The organism is Mesorhizobium wenxiniae (assembly GCF_002284535.1).
GTDB lineage: Bacteria > Pseudomonadota > Alphaproteobacteria > Rhizobiales > Rhizobiaceae > Mesorhizobium > Mesorhizobium wenxiniae.
Genome location: NZ_NPKH01000023.1, coordinates 556,373 through 578,097, shown reverse-complemented (window position 1 = coordinate 578,097; position 21,725 = coordinate 556,373). Strand labels below are relative to the sequence as shown.

At 62.1% G+C, this 21,725-nt stretch carries 22 protein-coding genes; 8 read left to right on the top strand and 14 right to left on the bottom strand.

The genetic code is table 11. The features are described 5' to 3' along the window. Positions 1-57: 57 nt before the first annotated feature. Positions 58-846, bottom strand: a complete 789-nt coding sequence (locus tag CIT31_RS19270; RefSeq protein WP_095519880.1) for a class I SAM-dependent methyltransferase — start codon at positions 844-846, stop codon at positions 58-60. Positions 847-1,009: 163 nt separating this feature from the next. Between CIT31_RS19270 and CIT31_RS19265 the strand changes: the two genes are divergently transcribed. From CIT31_RS19265 to CIT31_RS19245, 5 genes are all read left to right on the top strand, one after another. Then, a complete protein-coding gene (locus tag CIT31_RS19265; RefSeq protein ID WP_245316382.1) occupies positions 1,010-2,092 on the top strand; it encodes an ABC transporter substrate-binding protein in 1,083 nt (360 codons plus the stop codon). Further along, positions 2,082-3,149 carry a FecCD family ABC transporter permease gene (locus CIT31_RS19260; RefSeq protein ID WP_095519878.1) on the top strand — a complete coding sequence of 356 codons (1,068 nt, stop codon included), beginning with the start codon at positions 2,082-2,084 and terminating at the stop codon, positions 3,147-3,149. Before CIT31_RS19265 ends, CIT31_RS19260 begins: the two co-directional genes overlap by 11 nt. Beyond that, positions 3,143-3,928: an ABC transporter ATP-binding protein gene (locus CIT31_RS19255; protein WP_095519877.1), complete on the top strand. Its 786-nt coding sequence runs from the start codon at positions 3,143-3,145 to the stop codon at positions 3,926-3,928. Before CIT31_RS19260 ends, CIT31_RS19255 begins: the two co-directional genes overlap by 7 nt. A 244-nt stretch (positions 3,929-4,172) precedes the next feature. After that, the gene (locus CIT31_RS35250) at positions 4,173-4,691 is read left to right on the top strand and encodes a hypothetical protein (RefSeq protein WP_245316377.1); all 519 of its coding nucleotides are present in this window, start codon (positions 4,173-4,175) and stop codon (positions 4,689-4,691) included. Then, a complete protein-coding gene (locus tag CIT31_RS19245; protein WP_095519876.1) occupies positions 4,688-4,999 on the top strand; it encodes a hypothetical protein in 312 nt (103 codons plus the stop codon). The genes CIT31_RS35250 and CIT31_RS19245 overlap by 4 nt, the downstream gene beginning before the upstream one ends. A 215-nt stretch (positions 5,000-5,214) precedes the next feature. On the opposite strand, the gene CIT31_RS19240 is transcribed toward CIT31_RS19245, so the two are convergent. The 7 genes from CIT31_RS19240 to CIT31_RS19210 all read right to left on the bottom strand — a co-directional run bounded on the left by CIT31_RS19240 (position 5,215) and on the right by CIT31_RS19210 (position 11,594). Then, positions 5,215-6,159, bottom strand: coding sequence for a lipid kinase (locus tag CIT31_RS19240; RefSeq protein ID WP_095519875.1), 945 nt, complete (start codon positions 6,157-6,159; stop codon positions 5,215-5,217). A gap of 249 nt (positions 6,160-6,408) precedes the next feature. Then, positions 6,409-7,392 (bottom strand): branched-chain amino acid ABC transporter permease, encoded by a 984-nt coding sequence (locus CIT31_RS19235; RefSeq protein ID WP_082982332.1) that lies wholly within the window; start codon positions 7,390-7,392, stop codon positions 6,409-6,411. Next, entirely contained in the window at positions 7,392-8,279 is an 888-nt protein-coding gene (locus CIT31_RS19230) for a branched-chain amino acid ABC transporter permease (RefSeq protein WP_029355907.1), read from the bottom strand. The genes CIT31_RS19235 and CIT31_RS19230 overlap by 1 nt, the downstream gene beginning before the upstream one ends. Positions 8,280-8,348: 69 nt before the next feature. After that, positions 8,349-9,536, bottom strand: a complete 1,188-nt coding sequence (locus CIT31_RS19225; RefSeq protein WP_240992870.1) for an ABC transporter substrate-binding protein — start codon at positions 9,534-9,536, stop codon at positions 8,349-8,351. A 55-nt stretch (positions 9,537-9,591) separates the two neighbouring features. Then, positions 9,592-10,338, bottom strand: a complete 747-nt coding sequence (locus tag CIT31_RS19220) for an ABC transporter ATP-binding protein (protein ID WP_095519874.1) — start codon at positions 10,336-10,338, stop codon at positions 9,592-9,594. After that, entirely contained in the window at positions 10,331-11,086 is a 756-nt protein-coding gene (locus CIT31_RS19215; protein ID WP_095519873.1) for an ABC transporter ATP-binding protein, read from the bottom strand. The genes CIT31_RS19220 and CIT31_RS19215 overlap by 8 nt, the downstream gene beginning before the upstream one ends. A 307-nt stretch (positions 11,087-11,393) precedes the next feature. After that, the gene (locus CIT31_RS19210; RefSeq protein WP_095519872.1) at positions 11,394-11,594 is read right to left on the bottom strand and encodes a hypothetical protein; all 201 of its coding nucleotides are present in this window, start codon (positions 11,592-11,594) and stop codon (positions 11,394-11,396) included. 388 nt (positions 11,595-11,982) lie between these two features. Here CIT31_RS19210 and CIT31_RS19200 point away from each other — a divergent pair, with 388 nt between their 5' ends. From CIT31_RS19200 to CIT31_RS19190, 3 genes are all read left to right on the top strand, one after another. Further along, the gene (locus CIT31_RS19200) at positions 11,983-13,077 is read left to right on the top strand and encodes a glycosyltransferase family 4 protein (RefSeq protein ID WP_095519871.1); all 1,095 of its coding nucleotides are present in this window, start codon (positions 11,983-11,985) and stop codon (positions 13,075-13,077) included. A gap of 75 nt (positions 13,078-13,152) precedes the next feature. Continuing rightward, entirely contained in the window at positions 13,153-15,321 is a 2,169-nt protein-coding gene (locus CIT31_RS19195; RefSeq protein WP_095519870.1) for an amylo-alpha-1,6-glucosidase, read from the top strand. Positions 15,322-15,467: 146 nt separating this feature from the next. Next, positions 15,468-15,677: a hypothetical protein gene (locus tag CIT31_RS19190; protein WP_095519958.1), complete on the top strand. Its 210-nt coding sequence runs from the start codon at positions 15,468-15,470 to the stop codon at positions 15,675-15,677. 31 nt (positions 15,678-15,708) lie between these two features. Here the strand turns inward: CIT31_RS19190 and hutC are convergent, their stop codons facing one another. From hutC to CIT31_RS19160, 6 genes are all read right to left on the bottom strand, one after another. Then, positions 15,709-16,443: a histidine utilization transcriptional repressor HutC gene (hutC, locus tag CIT31_RS19185; protein ID WP_029355923.1), complete on the bottom strand. Its 735-nt coding sequence runs from the start codon at positions 16,441-16,443 to the stop codon at positions 15,709-15,711. After that, complete coding sequence (locus tag CIT31_RS19180; protein WP_095519869.1) at positions 16,443-17,444, bottom strand: zinc-dependent alcohol dehydrogenase; 1,002 nt, start codon at positions 17,442-17,444, stop codon at positions 16,443-16,445. The genes hutC and CIT31_RS19180 overlap by 1 nt, the downstream gene beginning before the upstream one ends. A 5-nt stretch (positions 17,445-17,449) precedes the next feature. Continuing rightward, the gene (gene hisD, locus CIT31_RS19175; protein WP_095519957.1) at positions 17,450-18,772 is read right to left on the bottom strand and encodes a histidinol dehydrogenase; all 1,323 of its coding nucleotides are present in this window, start codon (positions 18,770-18,772) and stop codon (positions 17,450-17,452) included. A gap of 35 nt (positions 18,773-18,807) precedes the next feature. Further along, positions 18,808-19,608: an ABC transporter permease gene (locus CIT31_RS19170; protein WP_029355930.1), complete on the bottom strand. Its 801-nt coding sequence runs from the start codon at positions 19,606-19,608 to the stop codon at positions 18,808-18,810. Next, entirely contained in the window at positions 19,605-20,549 is a 945-nt protein-coding gene (locus CIT31_RS19165; RefSeq protein WP_095519868.1) for an ABC transporter permease, read from the bottom strand. Before CIT31_RS19165 ends, CIT31_RS19170 begins: the two co-directional genes overlap by 4 nt. A 66-nt stretch (positions 20,550-20,615) precedes the next feature. Beyond that, on the bottom strand, positions 20,616-21,722 hold the full coding sequence (locus CIT31_RS19160; RefSeq protein WP_095519956.1) for an ABC transporter substrate-binding protein: 1,107 nt from the start codon (positions 21,720-21,722) through the stop codon (positions 20,616-20,618). Positions 21,723-21,725 lie beyond the last annotated feature (3 nt).

The following is a 21,725-nucleotide window of genomic DNA, read 5'->3' as shown; positions in this document are numbered from 1 at the left end:
GCTATTCGCAGTCGTGCCGCCGCCCGCGCCATCCTGACGCCGGCAGCGCCGAGGAGTCTACTGCGGCTTTGTCGCGCAGATCGCGAAGCGATGTTGAGTGACGCGTTCGAGCGCCTTGGGCCAACTCATCTGTCGAGACTGAGCGCGATGGATCGCGCCCAGTTTCCAGTCGACGACAGGCTGCTCCAACCCGGCTTCGGCCAGCAAGCGCGCTATCTCTTCCGCCCGTGCGCCGCCCGAGAAATAGATACGAGCAAGAATGCTCTGATGGCGTCTGGCCATGGAGGCGCCGTCATTGTCCGAGACCCGGGACTTGCCGGCCGTGAGCTTCTCCCAAAGTTCCCGCAAACCCATCGCCCAGTTGCGGCTGACGAAATCGCCGTCGATGATCAGCAGCTTGCCGCCGGGCTTCAGCAGCGAGAACCATTCGGCAAAGGCCGTCTTCGGATCCACCAACGTCCAGACCAGGTGACGGGTGACGATGACATCGTAGCTCGCCCTGTCCTCGAGCGTCCGTTCAGCATCCCTCAGGATGAAGCGGATATCGGCGCCGCGTTTTTGTGCCTTGGCGCGCGCCTTGGCAAGCATGGCTTCCGACCAGTCGAGGCCTGTCACCACAAAGGCTAGATCGTGCATCAGATGCGAAATGACGCCTGTCCCACAGGCAAGATCCAGAGCCGCCCGCCCGGCGCCAGGCCCAAGGTGCCTGCTTATGAGCGCATGCCAGGCAACGCGCTCGCGCTCGGAAAAAATCTCGTGGCCAACCTGCAGGTCGAACGTCTCGGCGCGATCGGACCAATAGTCCCGAATTTCGTCGCGCAGCGAATAGTTTGCGTGAGCCGTCATTGCCCGAAACGCTCTCCCCAAAAGCGGTACATTGGAATTGCTCTAAAAGATAATACTTGATTACACAATTCACGTTTTCTAAGCGGGGTGGGCAAAACTGAATTGCGAGAGCACAATGATTTTGAAGTCGATATTTGCGGCCGCGGTCGCCCTCGCGGCCTTCATGCCGCTTACCCTCGGCGCGCGCGCCGGGACCGTCACCGACATTAGTGGCCGTAAGGTCGAAGTGAAGACGCCGGTAGAGAAGGTCATCCTCGGCGAAGGCCGGCAAATCTACCTGATCGCCGCGCTCGATACCGACAACCCCTTCAAGCGAATCGTTGGCTGGCGCGAGGATTTCTCCCAGGCCGATCCCGACAATTACGCCGTCTATCTGGAAAAATTCCCCTCGATGGCCACGATCCCGACCTTCGGCGGTTTCAAGGACGGCACCTTCGACATCGAGCAGGCCATCGCGCTTCAGCCGGACGTGATGATCATGAACATCGAGTCCAAGCAGGCAACGGAGGACGCGCAATATATCGAAAAGCTCGCCGCCGTTGGCATTCCGGTGGTCTATGTCGATTTCCGCGAGCATCCCTTCACCAACACCGAGCCGAGCATGCGCCTCATCGGCAAGCTCTTTGGCCAGGAAAAGCGGGCCGAGGAGTTCATCGCCTACCGCGCCGCACAGATCGCGCGCGTCACCGAGGTGATCGCAGAGAAGGATCCAAAGCGCCCAACCGTCTTCGTCGAACGCGCCGGGGGCTATTCCGATGACTGCTGCATGAGCTTCGGCAACGACAATTTCGGCAAGTTCGTCGAGATGGCCGGCGGCCGGAATATCGCGGCGGATCTGATCCCGGGCACTTTTGGCGCGCTCAATCCCGAACAGATCATCGCGAGCGATCCCGACCAGGTGATTGTTACGGGCGGTAACTGGGAGGCCTATGTGCCGGGTGGCAAATGGGTCGGCGTCGGTCCCGGCGCGGACGAAGCGGCAGCACTGAAGAAACTCAAGGGCCTGACGGAGCGGCCCGCCCTCACCGGCATCAAGGCGGTGGAGAACGGGCGGATCCACGCCATCTGGCACCAGTTCTACAACAGCCCCTATCAGTTCGTCGCGATCCAGCAGATGGCCAAGTGGCTGCATCCCGACCTGTTCGGCGATCTGGATGCTGAGGCCACCTTCAAGGAGCTGCACGAGAAGTTCCTGCCGGTCGAATACAGGCCTGGCCATTGGGTCTCGCTCTCCGATGAGCAGTGAACCCGCTGCACTGTCGGCCAAGGAAGGGCGCGGCCTCTACCGCGCACTTGTTCTGCGCAAGCAGCTCATGCTCGCAGGGCTCGCCCTGGCGCTGCTCCTGAGTCTTTGCGTCGATCTTGCGCTCGGCCCTGCCAGCTACAGCCTCGACCAGGTGGTGCTCGCGCTCGTTTCTCCCGCCAGCGTGCCCCTTCAGGTGCGCGTCGTACTGTGGGAAATTCGGCTTCCCATCGCGCTGATGGCCGTGGTCGTTGGCGCAGCACTGTCGGTCGCCGGTGCACAGATGCAGACCATCCTCAATAATCCGCTCGCCAGTCCCTTCACGCTCGGCATTTCGGCGGCGGCCAGCTTCGGCGCCGCGCTCGCGCTCGCCTTCGGCGTCGCGCTCATCCCCGCCGCGATCGAATATGTCGTGCCGCTCAACGCCTTCGTGGTGGCCATGCTGACCGCGCTCGTCATCCACCTGCTGAGTCTCAAGCGCGGCGTGACGGTCGAAACCATCGTGCTTCTCGGCATCGCGCTCGTATTCACCTTCAATGCGCTGCTGTCGCTCGTCGCGTATCTTTCCTCGGAGCAGGCGCTCGCCGCGGTCGTGTTCTGGACGATGGGAAGCCTCACCAAGGCCACCTGGCCCAAGCTCATCATCACCAGCCTCATCCTTATCGCAACGCTGCCGATATTCGCGCGCCGCGCCTGGGCGCTGACGGCGTTGCGGCTAGGCGAAGACAAGGCCGCGAGCTTTGGGGTCAAGGTCGCACGCCTGAGGCTCGAAACCATGATGATGGTGAGCCTGCTTGCTGCCATTCCCGTCGCCTTCGTCGGCACCATCGGCTTCATCGGGCTCGTCGGTCCGCACATCGCCCGCATGCTGATCGGGGAAGATCAACGCTTCTTCCTGCCCGCTTCAGCGCTTGCTGGCGCCCTCATCCTTTCGGCAAGTTCGGTTGCCAGCAAGTCGCTCATTCCAGGCACGATCTTCCCGATCGGCATCGTCACCTCGCTTATCGGCATTCCCTTCTTCATCTCGCTGATCCTCTCGAATGTGAGGCGTTCATGGTAACGATCAGGCTCGATGGTCTCGGAGCCTTCCACGGGACGCGGCTCGTCCTTTCGGACGTTTCAACTCCCATTTTCCGAGGTGGCGAGGTAGTCGCCGTTATCGGGCCAAACGCAGCGGGCAAGTCAACGCTGTTCAAGCGCATCGCAGGGCTCTTGAAAGGCCCGGGGCGCGTCTGCCTCGAGGGAGCGGCGAAGGGACCGGACGGCATCTGCTACATGCCGCAGGATACGGCAGCCAACGCGGTGCTGACCGTCTATGAATCGATCCTGCTCGCCCGCAAGCAGGGCTCTGCCTGGTCGGTTAGCGATGGCGACCTCGCACTCGTAGACGGCATCCTGGCCGCGCTCAGCATCTCGGATCTTGCCTTTCGCAATGTCGGAGAATTGAGCGGGGGGCAAAGGCAGGTGGTGAGCATCGCCCAGACCCTCGCCCGCGAACCTGAAATCCTGCTCATGGACGAGCCGACGTCCGCGCTTGACTTGCACCGGCAGGTCGAGGTGCTGAGCTTTATGCGCGGGCTTGCGCGCAAGCACGGGATTGCGGTGCTGATCGCAATTCACGACCTCAATCAGGCCCTGCGCTTCGCTGACAAATGCATCGTCATTGCAGACGGCCGGATGATTGCCTGCGGCACGCCGGAAGATGTTGTCACCCCGGCGCTTTTGCGCGATGTGTACCGCGTCGAGGCGCGGATCGAGCGCTGCTCGCGGGGCATCGGTCATGTGATGGTGGATGGCGTCGCGGACGAGACGGTAGCGGCTGCGTCGATAGCAGCTTAAGGCATCTGTGGTCGAAAGCCAAACCTAGAAAATAGATCGAAAATTCTGCGTAAATGTTTGAATTAAAAACATTTGCTGTCGCCCAGGCGGCTACTTGGGCGACGAAGGGAGGCGTTCACTGACGACCGCTGCACGTCCTTCGACGAGCCGCTGTTGTACGAGATACCTTGGGTAGACAGAGGTCGTGAAAACGCGCGATAAGGTTAGCCTGCGCTAGATCTAGAGATGGCCGGGGCACCAGAAGATGGCACGCCGATTGTGCAACGCAATGCTTGGTTTCGCGGCGCTTGCCATAACCGCGTGCCAATCGGCTCCTGAATCGCCGCAACCCGCTCCCGAACCTGCATTAGAACTTGGTACCATTCCCGCCCAAACTGCCTCGGATCCTGCGGCTGTTCCCTCCGACTCAGCAATTATGCATCAATCCGTGGCGGTCACTCCGCCTGACAAGGCCGTTCCGACAAAGTATGCTGTTTTTTCGGGTCTATGGGCCGGACGATTGGATGGGATGTATGACGCCATACTTGCTGTTCAGACGATTTCTTCCAATGGGAAGGTAACGGTTACCTATGCGTGGGGAACCCTGGGCGACAACCATCCGGGAGAGGCCGCCGGCGCTGGAAGAATTGTGGGGAGTACGTTGAAGCTTGAGCGCCTACCGAATGGCGCAGACGTCAGTTTTGTCATGCGGCCCGACAGAACCCTGGCCGGAACCGTTAGGCTTGCCGGCCAGACTTACACGGGCGCGTTCCTCAAGCAATGATCAAAGACGTGTCTGAAGGCTATGTAGGGTCAGGTGACCGTTCCATATTGCAGCCATTGTTACCGGGGTGGGGCCTGCAGGCCGTGACCAACGGCTACAATGGTTGCCAGGGCGTCGGCTGCATGGGCGACGACCCGGATAGGGCTGTCGACAACACTCCCCAGTTCGACAAGGAGGGTGAACCCAACTTTGACGAGCACGGCAGCTACCAGGGTTGTCATGGCGCCGGCTGCCTCGTCGACGATCCCGGAGATGATGAACAATTTCTGATGGATCGACTGCATCAGACACTCTCGGACAAGTTTTAGTCGGTCGCGCTCATCCGCAGCGCCGAAAGGTGCGGCGGGCTTTTGGGTCTGGAATAAAGGCTTTGAGACGAAAGTTAGCGGCTTTGCGGCGTGTTCTCGCTGACGACAATTGCTGTTGCCCGATCAGCCCGCGTCCCTCTTCCAGAGGCGCGGGCTCCTGATCGAGAGATGACCGCAGGCGGTTGGGTTTATTCGACGCGCGCTTGATCGCCAGTCTATCCGCTATTTGCGCTGACCGCATCATCAAGCACCTTTGTGCTGGGCTGTATGCGCGCGCCAGCAGGCGCGAACACCGAAATCGCCTTCGGGTGGACCTTGAAATGCGCCGGGGTCGAGGTGACGATCTCCCCATCAGTGTTCACCGGCATCGGCCTTTTCGTCTCGATGTCAAACTCGACGCATCTCGCTGTGCGAACCTCGCTCCAGGCGCCATGCGTGCCTGAGCGGAACGAGCGCAGCATAAGCGCCATTTTCCAGAGGTTCGTCATTTCCAGGCTGTACAGGTCGAGATGACCGTCGTCGATCTCCGCCGTCTCCTCGACGATGTTGCCGCCGCCATAGTGGCGGCCGTTGCCGACTGCAATCTGGTAGGTCTTGACTTCGGTCGCTACGCCCTTTTCGGTAATCCTAGCTTCGAAGAGGCGGGCCTTGGTCAACACTTTCATGGCCGCCAAGGCATAGCCAAACCTGCCGAAACGCTTCTTCAGCGCCGGATCGAGACCCTGCGCAAGATCGGTGCTGAGGCCGATGCTCGCAACGTTGAAGAAAGCGTGACCATTGACGGTTCCGATGTCGATCAGACGTCGTCCGCCCTCTACGATCACGTCGGCCGCCTTCCCCAAATCCAACGGTATTTCGAGGGTGCGCGCCAAATCGTTCGCCGTCCCCATCGGAATGATACCCATCGGCAGCCGGCTCTCCATAACCGCGACCGCCGCCGAGGACACCGAGCCATCGCCGCCGCACACGATCACAAGATCGGCCCTATGGCGAACGCGAACGATGTCGCGTGCTATCTCGGGCAGCGCCTCAAACGTCTCGACGCTGACGCGGAGCCCACCGGCTTCCAGCCGCTCAACGACCGGTGCGATAGATTCCTGCCCGCGTCGTGCCTTCGGATTGACGAGTAGAAGCGCGCGTCTGTTCGTGATGTCGTTCATGTGGCGTAGATAGGGTGCTAGCCTGCGGATTGCGACGTCAACACGCGCGCCCGGGAAGGCGCCAGAGTTGAATTTTCGTAACAGCCCGAATTGCTGGTTGTCACATCCGATGAGGAATCTGCACGGTTGGGGACGCTGTCGCCCGCATCCGCTGCGGCTAACTTGGCCGAACCTGACGCTCAAACGTCTTTGTGAGTCGACTTCTCGATGTCGACCGTTGATGATCCGAAATTTCGGCCTCATGCTCGTTCAGAGCGGCTTCCGGATCCATTTTGCCAGGACGCCAACGATGCCCTCCCGGAACGACAGCACCGCGACAACGAAGATGATGCCCTGGCCGATGGTGACCCAGTCGCCGAATGTCGCGAGGTAGTTCTGCATCGTGACGATGACTGCCGCGCCGACGATCGGTCCGAACACTGTGCCCATGCCGCCCAAGAGCGTCATCAGCACGACCTCGCCGGACATGGTCCAGTAGACGTCGGTAAGCGACGCCAATTGGAACACGATTGCTTTGGTTGCACCGGCGACGCCGGCGAGCGTGGCCGACAGCACGAATACGGCGAGCTTGTAGCGGTTGACCCGATAGCCCAGCGAGATCGCGCGGGGCTCGTTCTCGCGGATCGCCTTCAACACCTGTCCAAACGGCGAATGGATAATCCGGTAGATCAGCAATATGCCGGCGAAGAAGACGGCGAGCACGAAGAAATAGAGGACTTCGCTCGAGCGCAGGTCGATCAGCCCGAACAGATGGCCGCGCGGCACGGCCTGGATGCCGTCCTCGCCGCCGGTAAACGCCGCCTGCAGCGAGAAGAAATAGATCATCTGCGCAAAAGCCAGTGTCACCATGGCGAAATAGATGCCGTGGCGGCGAATGGCGAGGGAACCGATGGCGAGACCGAGCACGGCTGCCACCAGCGTGCCCGCGATAATGGCAAGTTCAGGCGTCAGACCCCACACCTTTGCCGCATGGGCCGAGACGTAGCTTGCCATGCCGAAATAGGCTGCGTGGCCGAAGGACAGGAGGCCACCAAAGCCGAGCAACAGGTTGAAGGCGCAGGCAAACAGCGCGAAGCACAGCACCTTCATGACAAAGATCGGATAGAGCAGAAATGGCGCGGCGATGAGGAAGACGAAAAGCGCGGCGAAGATCGCAAGGTGGTGACGGGGCATGCCCGCGGCGCCAACGGACGTGATGGTCGCCATAGCGATCGGGTTGGTGTCGGTTGCCATCACACACTCCGCCCAAACAGACCGGCGGGTTTGACGAGCAGCACGAGCGCCATGATGACAAAGATCACCACGGCCGAGCCTTCCGGATAGAACACGCGGGTCAGGCCCTCGATCAACCCAAGCCCAAAGCCGGTGAGGATCGAGCCCAGGATTGAGCCCATGCCGCCGATGACGACGACGGCGAAGACGACAATGATCAGGTCTGCCCCCATGTTCGGATTGACTGCGTATATCGGCGCGGCGAGCACGCCGGCGAAACCCGCGAGTGCGACGCCGAAGCCATATGTGAGCGTGACCAGCAGCGGCACGTTGATGCCGAACGCGCCGACCATCGTCGGGTTCTCGGTCGCTGCCCTCAGATAGGCGCCAAGCCGGGTCTTTTCGATGATGAACCAGGTCGCGAGGCACACGATCAGGGAAGCCACAATCACCCAGGCGCGCGAATTGGGCAGGTACATGAAACCGAGATTATGCCCGCCGGTCAAAAGCGGCGGCGGCGGGTAAGGCAGGCCAGATACGCCGAAAAACTGGCGGAAGAAGCCGACGATTATCAGCGCCAGGCCGAAAGTGAGAAGCAGTCCGTAGAGATGGTCTAGGTGATAGAGCCGTCGGATCAGCACGCGCTCGAGCACGATCCCGGTGACGCCGACGATCGGCGGAACGATGAACACAGCCCACCAGTAACCGACGCCGAGATAGTTGAGCAGCATCCAAGCGCCGAAGGCGCCCAGCATGTACTGCGCGCCATGCGTGAAATTGATGATGTTCAAGAGACCGAAGATGACCGCCAGCCCGAGGCTCAGAACCGCGTAGAAGGACCCATTGATCAGCCCGAGCAGCAACTGGCCGAACAGGACCTGCGGCGGAATTCCAAGCAGTTCGAACATGGTCGCTCCAGCTGACTTGTCGACGAGACGACGCGCCGAGCGGTTCGGCGCGTCGTTGGCGAGGGCTGCTTATTTAACGAGCGAACAGCCGCCTTCGGCGAGCGGGCGGAACGCCTTGTCGGCCGGAATGGTGGCCACCGTCTCGAAATAGTCCCATGGCCCCTTCGACTGGTCCGGCTTCTTTACGCGGAACAGATACATGTCGTGCAGCTTGCGCCCGTCGGCGCGGATCGTACCCTTGCCGAACAGCGGATCGTCGGTCGGCATTTCCTTCATCTTGGCCATCACCTTGGCCGCATCCTTGTCACCAACGGCCTCGACGGCTTTAAGGTAATGCAGGACCGAAGCGTAGACTCCCGCCTCGATCATCGAAGGCTTTTGTCCGGCATTCCGCTCCTGGAAGCGGGCAGAGAATGCCCGCGTTTGATCGTCCTTGTCCCAGTAGAACGCGCTGGTGAGCACGAGGCCTTGCGCCACGTCGAGGCCAAGCGCATGCACGTCATTGATGAACATCAGCAGGGCGGCGAGCGCCTGGCCACCCTGCGTGATGCCGAATTCCGACGCCTGCTTGACCGCGTTGATCGTGTCGCCGCCGGCATTTGCGAGGCCGACGACCTTGGCACCCGACCCTTGCGCCTGCAGCAGGAAGGACGAGAAATCCTGGCCGGGGAAAGGATGACGGACAGCGCCGAGAACCTTGCCGCCCGATGCTTCGACGACCGCCGACGTATCGCGCTCGAGCGCGTGGCCGAAGGCGTAGTCTGCCGTGACGAAGAACCAGCTATCGCCGCCTTCTGCGACCATGGCCGAGCCCGTGCCGTTGGCAAGCGCCCAGGTGTCGTAGGTCCAGTGGACGGTGTTGGGCGAACATGCTTTGCCGGTGAGGTCGGACGAGGCCGGACCCGAGGCGAGGAAGATCTTGTTCTTCTCCTTTGTGATCTCGTTGACGGCGAGCGCCACCGACGAGGTTGGCACATCGGCGATTACATCGACATTTTCAGTGTCGTACCACTGGCGGGCGATGTTCGAGCCGACGTCCGGCTTGTTCTGGTGGTCGGCGGAGACGATCGACACGTTGATGCCCTTGTCCGCCGCCTTGAAGTCTTCCGCCGCCATCTGGGCCGCGATGACCGAACCTTCACCGGCGATGTCTGCATAGATGCCGGAACGGTCATTCAGAACGCCGATCTTGACATCCGTGGCGTGGGCCGTGCCGGCCATCAGCAGGCTCGTCAGCGAAGCCAGAATAAACCCCATTTTTTTCATCGCTACTCTCCTCCGATTGCGGCGCAACGCGCCGTTGATGATTGCCTCAGACACCGAGATAGGCGTGCAGTTTGTCGATGTTGGCGTCGAGTTCGTCATTGGGGATCGTGTCGATCACGCGCCCCTGTTCGACCACGTAGTGACGGTCCGCGACCGACGCGGCGAAATGAAAATTCTGTTCAACGAGCACGATCGTGAATCCCTCGTCCTTGAGCCGGGCAATGGTGCGGCCGATCTGCTGCACGATGACGGGCGCAAGCCCTTCGGTCGGCTCATCGAGCAGCAAAAGCTTCGCACCCGTCCGCAAGATCCGGCCGATGGCGAGCATCTGCTGTTCGCCGCCCGAAAGCTTTGTGCCTTGGCTCGAAAGCCGCTCCTTCAGGTTCGGGAAAAGCTCGAAAATCTGCTCGACGCTGAGCCCACCGGGGCGCACCTGCGGCGGCAGCATCAAATTCTCCTCGACCGAAAGGCTGGAAAAGATAGCGCGTTCCTCTGGGCAGTAGGCGATGCCCATCTGTGCGATCAACCGCGACGGCAGCTTGATCGTCTCGCGGCCGTCATAGGTGACCGAGCCCGAGCGCCTGGAAAGGATGCCCATGACTGCCTTCAGCGTCGTCGTCTTGCCGGCGCCGTTGCGGCCGAGCAGCGTCACCACTTCGCCTTCGCCAATCTCGAAACTTACGCCGTGAAGCACATGGCTCTCGCCGTACCAGCCCTGCAGGCCATCGACGCGCAGCAGCGGTCTCGCCGAGGGGGCAGGAGCCGGCCTGCTCGTCAGTTCAACTTCAACCATGTCCGGCCCCGATATAGGCTTCGATAACGCGCGGATCTTTGGAAACCGCGGCATAGTCGCCTTCGGCGAGGACTTTGCCGCGCGCGAGCACGGTGATGCGGTTCGACAGCGAGGCTACGACCGAAAGATTATGCTCAACCATCAAAATGGTGCGGTTCTTGGAGATGCGCCGGATCAGCGCCGAGATGCGCTCGATGTCTTCTTGCGCCATGCCGGCCATAGGCTCGTCGAGGAGCAGCATTTCAGGGTTCAGCGCCAGCGTCGTCGCGATCTCAAGCGCGCGTTTGCGGCCGTAGGACAGATCGCTGGCGCGGATATCCGAAAACTCGGTCAGGCCGACATCGGCGAGAAGAGCCGCACCCTCGCTATTGAGCTTGGAGAGCACTTTCTCGGAACGCCAGAAATCGAAACTGTCGCCGCGCCGGCGCTGCAGCGCAATGCGGACATTCTCGAGTGCCGTCATGTGCGGAAACACCGCCGATATCTGGAAGGAGCGCACAAGGCCCAGCCGCGCAATGTCGGCCGGCTGCATCCTGGTGATGTCGCGGCCTTGGTAGCGGATCGCGCCGCGCGTCGGCTGGAGGAATTTGGTCAGCAAGTTGAAGAGGGTCGTCTTGCCTGCGCCGTTGGGCCCGATCAGCGCGTGGATCGATCCTCGCTCGACTGTCAGGTTGACATTGCTGACAGCGACGAAACCCCCAAATTCCTTAGTCAATCCCGCGGCTTCGAGGATCGCTCCGGAATTCATGCGCGGGAGCCTTCGCCGGTCATTGGCGTGAAAACGTGGAACCGCGCTGCGAGGCTATCCGCCCCCAGGGTGACTTCCATGGTTTCCTCCCGTGGCACTCCCGCCCGCAACAAACGACCTAATGCACATCGCGTCAAGGCCGCAATTGCCGGCGCTGTGGCACGGGGCCTTCGACCATTTTCGAATTGCAACGTCGAAGGGGCAAACGACAGGCGAGATGGGCCTGTAATCCGAACCACCCCAATCCGAACCCATCCCGTCCAAGCAGTTCGAAATCCGCGCCGACTGATTAGATGAATGCAAAAGCTTAGCTGCGCTGGCTCGAGTTGGAGTTTTCCCGGTCTGCCCGGGTGATCTTGCCCTTCGACGCTTTCGATCCGCCGCCCCATTCCTGGGCGTTCCTGGCTTGGGCGCCGCCCTTGGCCGGTTCCTTGGCCTTGTCGCTGCCGCTTGCCCTCTTTCCCGATACAGGATGCTCGGCTTTCGTAGACGAGTTGGTCTTTGTCATGGTGTCACTCAGTATCGATGGTCCGGGATCGCAGCCATTTCGGTTCGCCTGCGGGGCAGGCATCGTTCAGTCCTCGCCGCGGTTTGGATCCTTGCCGGCAGCCTGGCTGCTCTTTTGCGGCTTGTCCTTCTTCTCCTGATTGCCGCCGCGGTTGCCGCCATGCTCGTCGCTCGATCCCTTGACGGCTTTTGTGTCCTGAAGCCTTCGTAACCATCCTGGTTCTCCTTTTGGTCCATCTGCTTGAACTCCCTTGACTCGGCGATTGTTCTCGCCGGGAACATATCGGCGCTTCGAGAGTTGGCGAGGAGGGCCGCACCGCAAGGAACGCGAGGAAGGGGATTGCCGTCGGAGCTTTTTGAAGGGTGACCACTTTCGAGAAGTGTTGCAGATGAAAATTGCCCAGATCGCCCCCCTTACCGAAGCCGTGCCGCCGCGGACCTATGGCGGGACCGAGCGAATAGTTTCATATCTGACTGAGGAGCTTGTTCGGCAGGGGCATGACGTGACCTTGTTCGCCAGCGGTGATTCACGCACCTCTGCCGAATTGGTACCGTGTTGCGATATTGCATTGCGCCTGAATCCCAGGGTCCGGCACGATATTCCCCAGCACGTGATGATGCTTGAACAGGTGCGCAGGCGGGCCGATGAATTCGACGTGCTGCATTTTCACATCGATATTCTCCACTTCCCCGTAGTCCGGGACTTTGCCGAGCGAACCGTTACGACACTTCATGGACGGCTCGACCTCCCGGATCTGGCGCAGCTTTATGCGATGTTTGATGACATTCCGCTGGTTTCGATTTCTTACGATCAACGCTGGCCCATGCCGCCTGTCCATTGGATCGGAACGGTGTATCACGGTCTGCCTCGCGATCTTCTCCGTTTTCGCCCGAAAGCCTCGGGCTATCTCGCCTTCCTCGGCCGCATCTCACCGGAAAAGGGGCCGGAAACAGCAATTGAAATCGCAGCGCGTACCGGAATGCCGCTGAAGATTGCCGCCAAGATCGACAAGGTAGACCAATCATATTGGAAAGAGAGGGTCGAACCCAAGGTGCTTCGAAATTCCAACGTGGAATTCATCGGCGAGATCGACGAACGGCAAAAAGCAGACTTTTTGGGCAATGCGGCAGCGCTTTTGTTCCCTATTGACTGGCCGGAACCCTTCGGACTCGTAACCATCGAGGCGATGGCCTGTGGCACGCCTGTGATAGCGTTTAGACGCGGCGCCGTTCCGGAGGTCATCGACGATGGTGTGTCCGGGTTGATCGTCGACACGCTCGACGCAGCTGTGGACGCGGTACGGCGGATAAACGGCATCGATCGTGCACGGGTGCGACGGACTTTTGAAGAGCGATTCACGGTTGAGCGCATGTGCCGCGACTACGTGGCGATCTATGGCTCGCTCTCGGACGTCATAGCGAAAGCACTTGGTTCTCAAAACAAGCGCGCTAAAAATGCCGCAATGATGACTATGTCTACCTGACCGAGCAAGGCGACGGCTCGGCTGCCCGGATCAGCGCCTGAGCCGCTTTGTTCGCTTCTGAACGGGAGGGGTTCCATGACCACTCAACTCGAAGACCGCAAGATTGATCCAGCCGTGGCGCTGCCGGCAATCGACGAAACGGCACCGCGCGAGCCGCATCGGCAATTTGCGCTGAAACACGAGGATTGCTTCGTCGTCGCAGACAGCTACGGCGACATACGCGGCACCGGCGACGGGCTTTTCCGCGACGACACGCGTGTATTGTCGCGCTTCCGTCTGTTTATTGGCGGCCGGATGCCGTCGCTGCTCGGCGCCTCGCTGTCGCAGGACAACATCCTATTCACCGCCAATCTCACCAATCTAGCCACTATCGGGCCGAATGGCAGCGAAGCATTGCCGGGCGTCGTCCACGTCGATCGGACGCGGTTCATCTGGCAGGACCGCATGTTCGAGCGCATCAAGTTCACCAACTACTCCGCGCGCGAGGTGGTTCTGCCGGTCCGGCTCGACTTCGACGCCGATTTCCGTGACATGTTTGAGGTGCGCGGCACTATGCGTAGCCGCCGCGGTCGCGCGCATGACGCACTGGTCGGCGAGGCGAGCGTAACGTTCCGATATGAAGGCCTCGACAATGTGGCTCGCCAATCGGCCATCGCATTCTCGATCAAGCCCGATCAGGTGCACCCCGATCACGCCGATTTCCTCATTGTCGTGGCAAAGCGTGACAGCAGAGCATTGTACCTGGAGGTCGGCCACAGCGAAGAAACCCCCTCCAGCGACCGCTTTCGCGCGGCCGCTGCGCGAGCCCGCTTCGCCATGCGCTCAAAGCGCCGGCAGGGCGCCACCGTCTTCAGCTCCGGGCGCGTGTTCAATGACTGGTTGACACGCACGCGCGCCGACATCGCGCTGCTGACGACCGATCTGGAGACCGGGCCATACCCGTATGCCGGCATCCCTTGGTTTTCGACGGCTTTCGGCCGCGACGGCGTCATTTCCGCCTTGCAGATGCTTTGGCTCAATCCGGACCTTGCTCGTGGGGTCCTGGCCTTCCTTGCCCACTATCAATCGACCGAGACCTCTGTATTCGACGATGCCGAGCCTGGCAAAATCATGCATGAAACCCGCAAGGGGGAAATGGCCGTGCTGCGCGAACTGCCGTTCGGCCGCTACTATGGCGGCGTCGACACCACGCCACTCTATGTCTACCTGGCTTCGTCCTACGCCGATCGCACCGGAGACGAGGCGTTCGTCGATCGCATGTGGAACTCCCTGGGCGCTGCCACTGCGTGGATGGAAGAGGTCGGAGCCCGCAACGGGGATGGCTTTGTAACCTACAACAGGGCGGCCGACACGGGTCTGTTCAACCAAGGCTGGAAGGACAGTTCCGATGCCGTCTTCCATGCCGACGGCACGATCCCCAAAGGACCGATCGCATTGGTCGAGGTGCAAGGTTATGCCTTCGCCGCATATCAAGGGATGGCGGCGCTGGCCGCCAGGCGCGGCGACGACGCAAAGGCGGCGCACTGGAGCGCCCTGGCAGAGAGGATCCGTCAGGCAGTGGAGACGCATTTCTGGATGCCCGACCGCGATTTCTATGCTTTGGCAATCGACGGACAAGGCAAGCAATGCGCGGTTCGCACGTCCAATGCCGGTCACCTGCTTTATGTCGGGCTGCCGGCGGCGGAACGGGCTCAGTCAGTCGCCACCCAGCTGCTCTCTGGTCATCTCCATAGCGGTTGGGGCGTTCGCACACTGGCCGACGACGAGATCCCATTCAACCCTATGTCATATCATAATGGCTCGATCTGGCCGCACGACACCGCACTCTGCGCCTCCGGGCTCGCCCGCTATCACGAGCGCGACAGCGTCGTGAAGCTGATGAGCGGCATGTTCGAGGCGGCGGTCCGTTTCAACATGCGCCTGCCGGAGCTGTTTTGCGGCTTTACGCGCGCGGCCAGCGATTCACCGGTGGCCTACCCGGTCGCATGTCTGCCGCAGGCATGGTCGGCAGGCTCCGCGTTCATGATGCTGCAGGCCTGCCTGGGCATCCGGGTCGACGGCTGGAAACGCGAGATCACTGTGGAACGCCCGCGGCTGCCGATCGGTATCGACAACATTGTTATCCGCCATCTGGCCATCGGCCAGGCGAAAGTCGATCTCATCTTCGAGCGCATTGGCGACCGCGTTGTGTGCTATCTCGACCATCGCCATGAAGGGCTGGTGCCTCTGGTGGTGCGCTCTTAGCGCAGGCCGGCTAGCGACCGCTGGGGTTAGCCGCTGTCAGCTGATGGCTAGCAAGGGCGCGCGCGGCCAAGCTGGTCTTGAGCGCCTCCAGGAACACAATGTCGCGGCAAACGTTGCAAAGACAAGTCATCGTCTTTGAGGAAGCCATGGCGATCCGTCGAAAAGCTGAGGAAGCTGGTATTTTTGATCCATCCGAGTTGGCTCTGCTGGCTCGAACGTTCGAACACCTCAAGCTTGAAAGTCAATCGACTGGTCAGCGTGAGGCGCTCGCGTCTCGCATTATTGCCAACTACATGGCCGGCGTGATCGACGAGGCAGAACTGATTTCCCTATCAAGGCAGCCGTTGGGCCGATGACGCTGCCCACCCGCTTGGCGGGCCGTTGCTGCTATGCGGCGGGTGAGGGCGCGTAGCGGCTGCCAAGCGAATAGCGGCTGCCGACATAGGTGAGATTGTTGACGGTCGCGACCGCCGCGCCCGACCAGGTCCGCCGATGCAGGAGCAGGCAGGGGTCGCCGGGCCGAATCATCAGATGGCGGGCCGCCATCTCTTCTGCGGCGACGGCCGAGATCACGTGCTCCACTTCCGTCAGCGGCGTCGCCCGCTGCAGATAGTCGTAGGTGGTGGTCGCAACGAAATTTTGCCGATGGTAGTCCGGTGCGAGAGCCGGATTGACAAAGCGCTCCTCGAGCTGGACAGGCACCTCGTCTTCGAAATGCACGATGATCGAATGGGCGACCGGTCTGCGGCGCGTGAACTCGAAGGCGACAATGAGGTCCAGCGCCGGGTTGCGGATCTTCTCGAGGACGACGACCTCGGCCCTGTGGCGTGCGCCGCGCGCGGCGATCTCGCCGGCAATGTTCCTGATTTCGATGAGGGCCGATTGCGGTTTCGGCGGCGCCACGAAGGTGCCTACGCCCTGGATGCGCAGGAGGTGGCCTTCCGAGGTCAGTTCCCTCAGCGCCCGGTGCACAGTCATCCGCGAGACGCCAAGCGTGCTGACCAGCTCGTTTTCGGAAGGCAGCCTGCGGTCCTTCGGCCATTTGCCGCTGCCGATGTTGCCGAGCACGTAGTCCTTGACCTTTTCGTAGAGGGGCCCGGCGGTTTCGGGAAGCCTGATCATCATCCTCTCTCCATTCGGATGATGGTCTTCAACCCGCCGCTCGTGCCTGCGATCAGGCGCTGGTAGGCGGCGGGAATCTCGCCGATCGCGATCTCTTCGGACACGAAGCGCGACAGCGCGGGGGCGAGATCACCAAGCATCGCGACGGCCGGCGCAAGCTCGTCGGCGAAGGCGTGGCAACCGACAAGCGCGATCTCGCGTTCGACCAGGAGGTTGGGGTCGAGATCGAGGCGGCCATGCGATATGCCGACCAGCGCCAGCGTGCCACCCCCGGCCAGGAGCTCGAGCAGTTGCGCCATCACCGCCACGTTTCCCGTCGCGTCGATGGCATGGCGCAGATTGGGATCACAGGGCAGGGCGTCCAGGTCGACGACGGTCGCGCCGCTCACCTCGGCCACAAGATCCGCACGCGCCGCATTGCGGTCGGCGACGAGGACCGGCCTCTCACCGTGCCGCGACAGGAGCAGCGCAGCCAGCCCGCCGATCGGGCCGCAACCGGCGATAAGTACCGGCACCCCGGCCGGCGCCGACAGTCGCCGGACGGCGTGCAGGGCGACCGCCAGCGGCTCCGCCATGGCGGCGATTGCGGGATCGAGCGCCGGGTCGTGGCGCAGGAGCAGCCGCGCCGGCAGCTCCGTCTCTTCCGCGAAGCCGCCGTCGCAAACCTCGCCTACAAAGCCCAGTCTGGCACAGACATTATGCAGGCCGGCCCGGCAAGCAGGACATTCGCCGCACCAGAAACGCGAATCGGCGACGACCCGATCTCCGCAGGCCAACTGGGACACGCCGGCGCCCACGGCTGTCACCTCGCCGGCGAACTCATGCCCGGCGACGCTCGGCGCGCGGCTGATCCACTGACCGGTGCGGAAGTTGTGGAGGTCCGAGCCGCAGATGCCGGCAGCCGCCACCCTGAGTCGCACCCAGCCAGGCGCGGGTTCGCCGGGAGACGGCACATCCTCAACCCGCAAATCGCCCGCCGCGTGGAGTCTGGCAGCCTTCATCGTCGCTACCGCACCAGATATCGGTCGCGCACGTCGGAGACGGCGTGTTCATGCGAGGAGAAGCCTTCGTAGCGGGCAAGCGTGCGGGCATGGCGCGCGAATTCCGGATAGGCCGCCGCCGTCACGTAGCCGATGGAAGAACGCTTGACGAAATCCGTGACCGAGAGCGGGCCCCAGGTACGCGCCCAGCGGCTGGTCGGCAGGACGGCGTTGGGGCCTAACCCGAAATTGCCGATCGAGACTGGCGTGTGCGGCCCCATCAGGATCTCGGCGGCTTCGGTGATGTGGCCAAGGTGTGCGAAGGGATCGTTGGAGAGTATCTCCAAATGCTCCGGTGCATAGTCGTTGATGAAGCGGTAGCTCTCCTCGATCGCCGCCGTCAGGACGATGCCGCCACAGGCGCCGGTCAGCACCGCGGTGGAAAACGCTACCCGCTGCTCGGTCATGCGCGCCCAGTGCTCGGGCAGGGCGGCCAATGCCTCCTCGGCCACGCGGCGGCTGTGTGTCACCAGGTAGGCCGATGAGTCCGGTCCGTGCTCTGCCTCGATGAGGAGGTCGAGCGCGGCTAGCCCGCCATGCACGCTGTCGTCGGCGAGGATGATCGCTTCGGACGGACCGGCGGGAAGGCCGGGATCGATCACCCCGGCAAGCAGCCGCTTGGCCGCAACCACCCAGGGGCTGCCTGGACCGACGATCTTGAGTGCCGGCCTGATCGTTTCCGTGCCGTAGGCGACCGCGGCGACCGCCTGCGCGCCACCGCATTTGTAGACCGTTGCGACGCCGGCGAGGCGCGCTGCAACCAGCGTCGCTGCGTCCACCGAACCATCGGGCGCTGGCGGCGTGACGATAGCAAGCTCCGGGACGCCCGCCACCACTGCGGGCACCGCGGTCATCATTGTCACCGAAGGGAACGCCCCTTTGCCACGCGGGACATAGAGCGCCACCGAGCGGATCGGCGTGAAGCGGTCGCCGGCATAGGCGCCGGGCCGCATTTCCTTGAGCCACATCGCTTCCGGCCTCTGTTCTTCGTGGAAATGCCGGATGTTGTCGATGCCGAAGCGAATGGCGGCGACCACGTCCTCGTCCACCATGTCGAAGGCGGCGTCGAACTCGGCGGGGCTGACCTTCAGCCGCGTGGCATCGAGATCTGCCTTGTCAAAGTCGCGGGCGAAGCGGACGAGCGCGGCGTCGCCTTCTGTTCGGACCGCCTCGATGATCGGTGCGGCCTTCTCCATAAAGCCAGAGAGATCGGTCTCTGAGCGCCGCATCAGTGCCGAACGACCGGCGGCGTCGATCTGGCTCAGGTCGTGGAACGATACGTTTGGCATAGGATTTCCCTTTGCGGCCGGCAGGCCGGCATTCCTCATTTCGATTTCAGGAAGATGTCGAGCCCGACCAGCCTGTCGAGCAGGAAGATGGCGACAGCCGAGCAGGCGATGAAGACCACGGAGATCGCGGCAAGATCCGGTGTGATGATCGAGCGGATGGAGTTGTAGATCAGCACCGGCAGCGTCACGATGCGCGCATCGACGAGCAGCAGGCTGACCAGGAACTCGTTGAGCGCAAGGATGAACATCAGCAGCGAGCCGGTGATCACCCCCGGCATCACCGCCGGCAGGGTGACGGAGAAGAACACCTGGAGCGGCGGTGCGCCGCAGTTGGCGGCGGCCAGTTCCAGGTCCGGGTCAAGCCCGGTGGCACTCGCCGTCACCGCCCAGATCATGAAGGGAAGGTTGATGACGCAGCAGGCGATGCCGACCGGCCAAAGCTGGCCGAGAATGCCGGCGTTGCCGAATATCAGCATGAGGCCGATGCCCGATCCGATCAGCGGGATGGTAAAGGGCAGCAGCAGATAAATCTGGATCGTCTTCTCAAAACGCACCGCATATTTCGCCAGCGCGATGCCAGCCAGCGTGCCCACGGGAATGGCAACGATCGTACAGACCGTCGCGACATGGAGCGTACGCAGGAAAGCGTTGCGCAGGTCGGAGGCCTGTGAGATGCGCGCGTACCACCGCAGCGAGAGCCCGTCCGGCGGAAACGTGATGATGTTGCCGCCGGTGAAGGAAGCGCCGAGCACGACGATCGTCGGCGCTGAAAGCGTCACCAGGGCGATCGTGACCAGGGTCCACAAGACAACGGATTTGCTGCGCGAGCCGTTCACGCCCGTGACCTCCCCATCGCAAGCGTTCCTGCTCCGAACAGCGCGAACACCAAGCCGACGAGGATTGACCCGAGCGCGACAAGCATAAGCGCCAGCGTCGCGCCGAGGCCCTGGTCAGACGTTCGGAAGAACTGATCGTAAATAGCGTTGGCGATGAAGTCCTGCGAGCCGCCGCCAAGGATCGCGGGGACTGCGAAATCGGTGAGCGAAAGCGTCAGCACCACCACGCCGGCGCCGATGAAGCCCGGACGAGCGAGTGGCAACACGACATGGATGAACGTGCGAACCCAGTTCGCACCGAGCGATCCAGCGGCCGCCTCCAGCTCTTCGGGAATGGCGGTGAGTGCCGGCGCGAGCATCAGTACGGCGAAGGGCAGCATGTACTGGACGAGGCCGAACAGCACGGCGGGATAGTTGTAGATGAGCCGCATCGGGGCGACCCCGATAAGGCCGAGCGCCTCGTTCACCATGCCCTGATTGCCGAGGATGATCAGCCAGCCATATGCACGCACAACCTGGCCGATGAAGAAGGGCAGGAACAGCGCAATCAGCAGGAATTTGCGCAGTCTTGGCGAACGCGTGCGCACCATCAGATAGGCGTAGGGAAAGGCGAAGACGAGTGTCACCGCGGTGACGATCAGGGCGGCGACGAGGCTGCGCTGCGCGACAACGAGGAACAGGGGCTCTGTCAGCGCCCGCCGGAAATTGGCGATGGAATAGTCGTCCGAGAATTGGAAGGTGGTGGTGTCGAGCGTGCGCAGGCTTGCATCCGCGATCTGGATGAGACCGAGCACGAGCAGTCCGACCAGCAGCACTGCCGGAAGCAGCATCAGATAGGGCGTGGCGCGCCTGAACCGCGCTGGCCAGATGGCGGCGGCAATGCCTTCCAGCGCATCCATGATACGCCATTTCAAGGGATAGGCTGTCCTGGCTGCCCGCATGAGAAAATTCGTATCCGACCTCGTAAAGGAGCCGGTGCCGCCAGCGCAGCACCGGCCGACCCGGCGTCAGCCCTGCATGATCGCCTTGAACTTGGAAAACCACTCGCTCTCATTCTCGACCTGGATCTTCGACGAGATGCGGATGAGGCGCTGGAAATCCGCTTCGGTGGTCGGATAGGACGGATCGCCCACCAGATCCTTCGGCGGTGTGAGGCCCGGCACGACGCCCGGCAAGCCGAGGCCGTCCAGCCAGACCTGCTGGGCTTCCTTGGTCAGCGCATGGTTGATGTACTGCTTGGCCCAGTAGAGTTCGTTTTCCGGCAGGCCCTTGGGGATCCACAAACCGTCCGTGTCGAATTTCGCACCCTCCTCCGGCACGACCCATTCGATTTTCACGCCGTTCTTGCGGGCCTCTCGGGCGTTGGTGGAGATGGTGCAGGCGGCATCGATTTCGCCGTTCTGGAACCAGGTGGTGAAGTCGGGATCTTCGCCGAGCAGCGGCTGCTGCGTCTTCATCTTGGTGATGAAATCCCAAGCCGGCTGCATGTTACCGGGTATGTCCTCCAGCTTGCCGCCACCGGCGACCTGGGCTGGGAAGTGGAAGCCGATGCCGTCATTGTAGAAGGCAAGCCGGCCCTTGAACTTCGGGTCGAGCAGGTCTTTCCAGGACTTCGGCGGTCCGTCCGGGAACGCCGCAGGCCGATAGGCCAGCACATAGACATAGCCGTAGGTATTGACGATCGGGAAGCCTTCCAGGCCGGCCGGCTTGGCAAGGTCCGTCACATTGGCGAGGTTCGGCAGGTCGGAGAGGTCTTCCGTTACGCCGCGCAGTGCCGACTTCGTGGCATTGGTGGTGGTGTCCCAGTTGATGTGGATCGGCGGGACCCGGTTCTGCGCCACGGCCGCCCAGACTTTGGGCTGGATCTCGTTGTCTTCGGTCAGGTCGTGACGGACAGCGATCCCCGTCATTTTGGTGAAGCTGTCGGACACGCCGGCCTTCAGGCTATCCACCCAGCTGCCGCCCCAGGCGCGCACGATGATCTCCGCCGGCTTTTCCGGTTCCTGCGCATAAGAACTGCGCAGGCCGAGGGCTGAGGCGCCGCCGAGCGCGGCGGTGGCCTGAAGGAAGGTTCTGCGGGAAAGATGGGATAATGTCGGCTTGAAGCGCTTCATCTG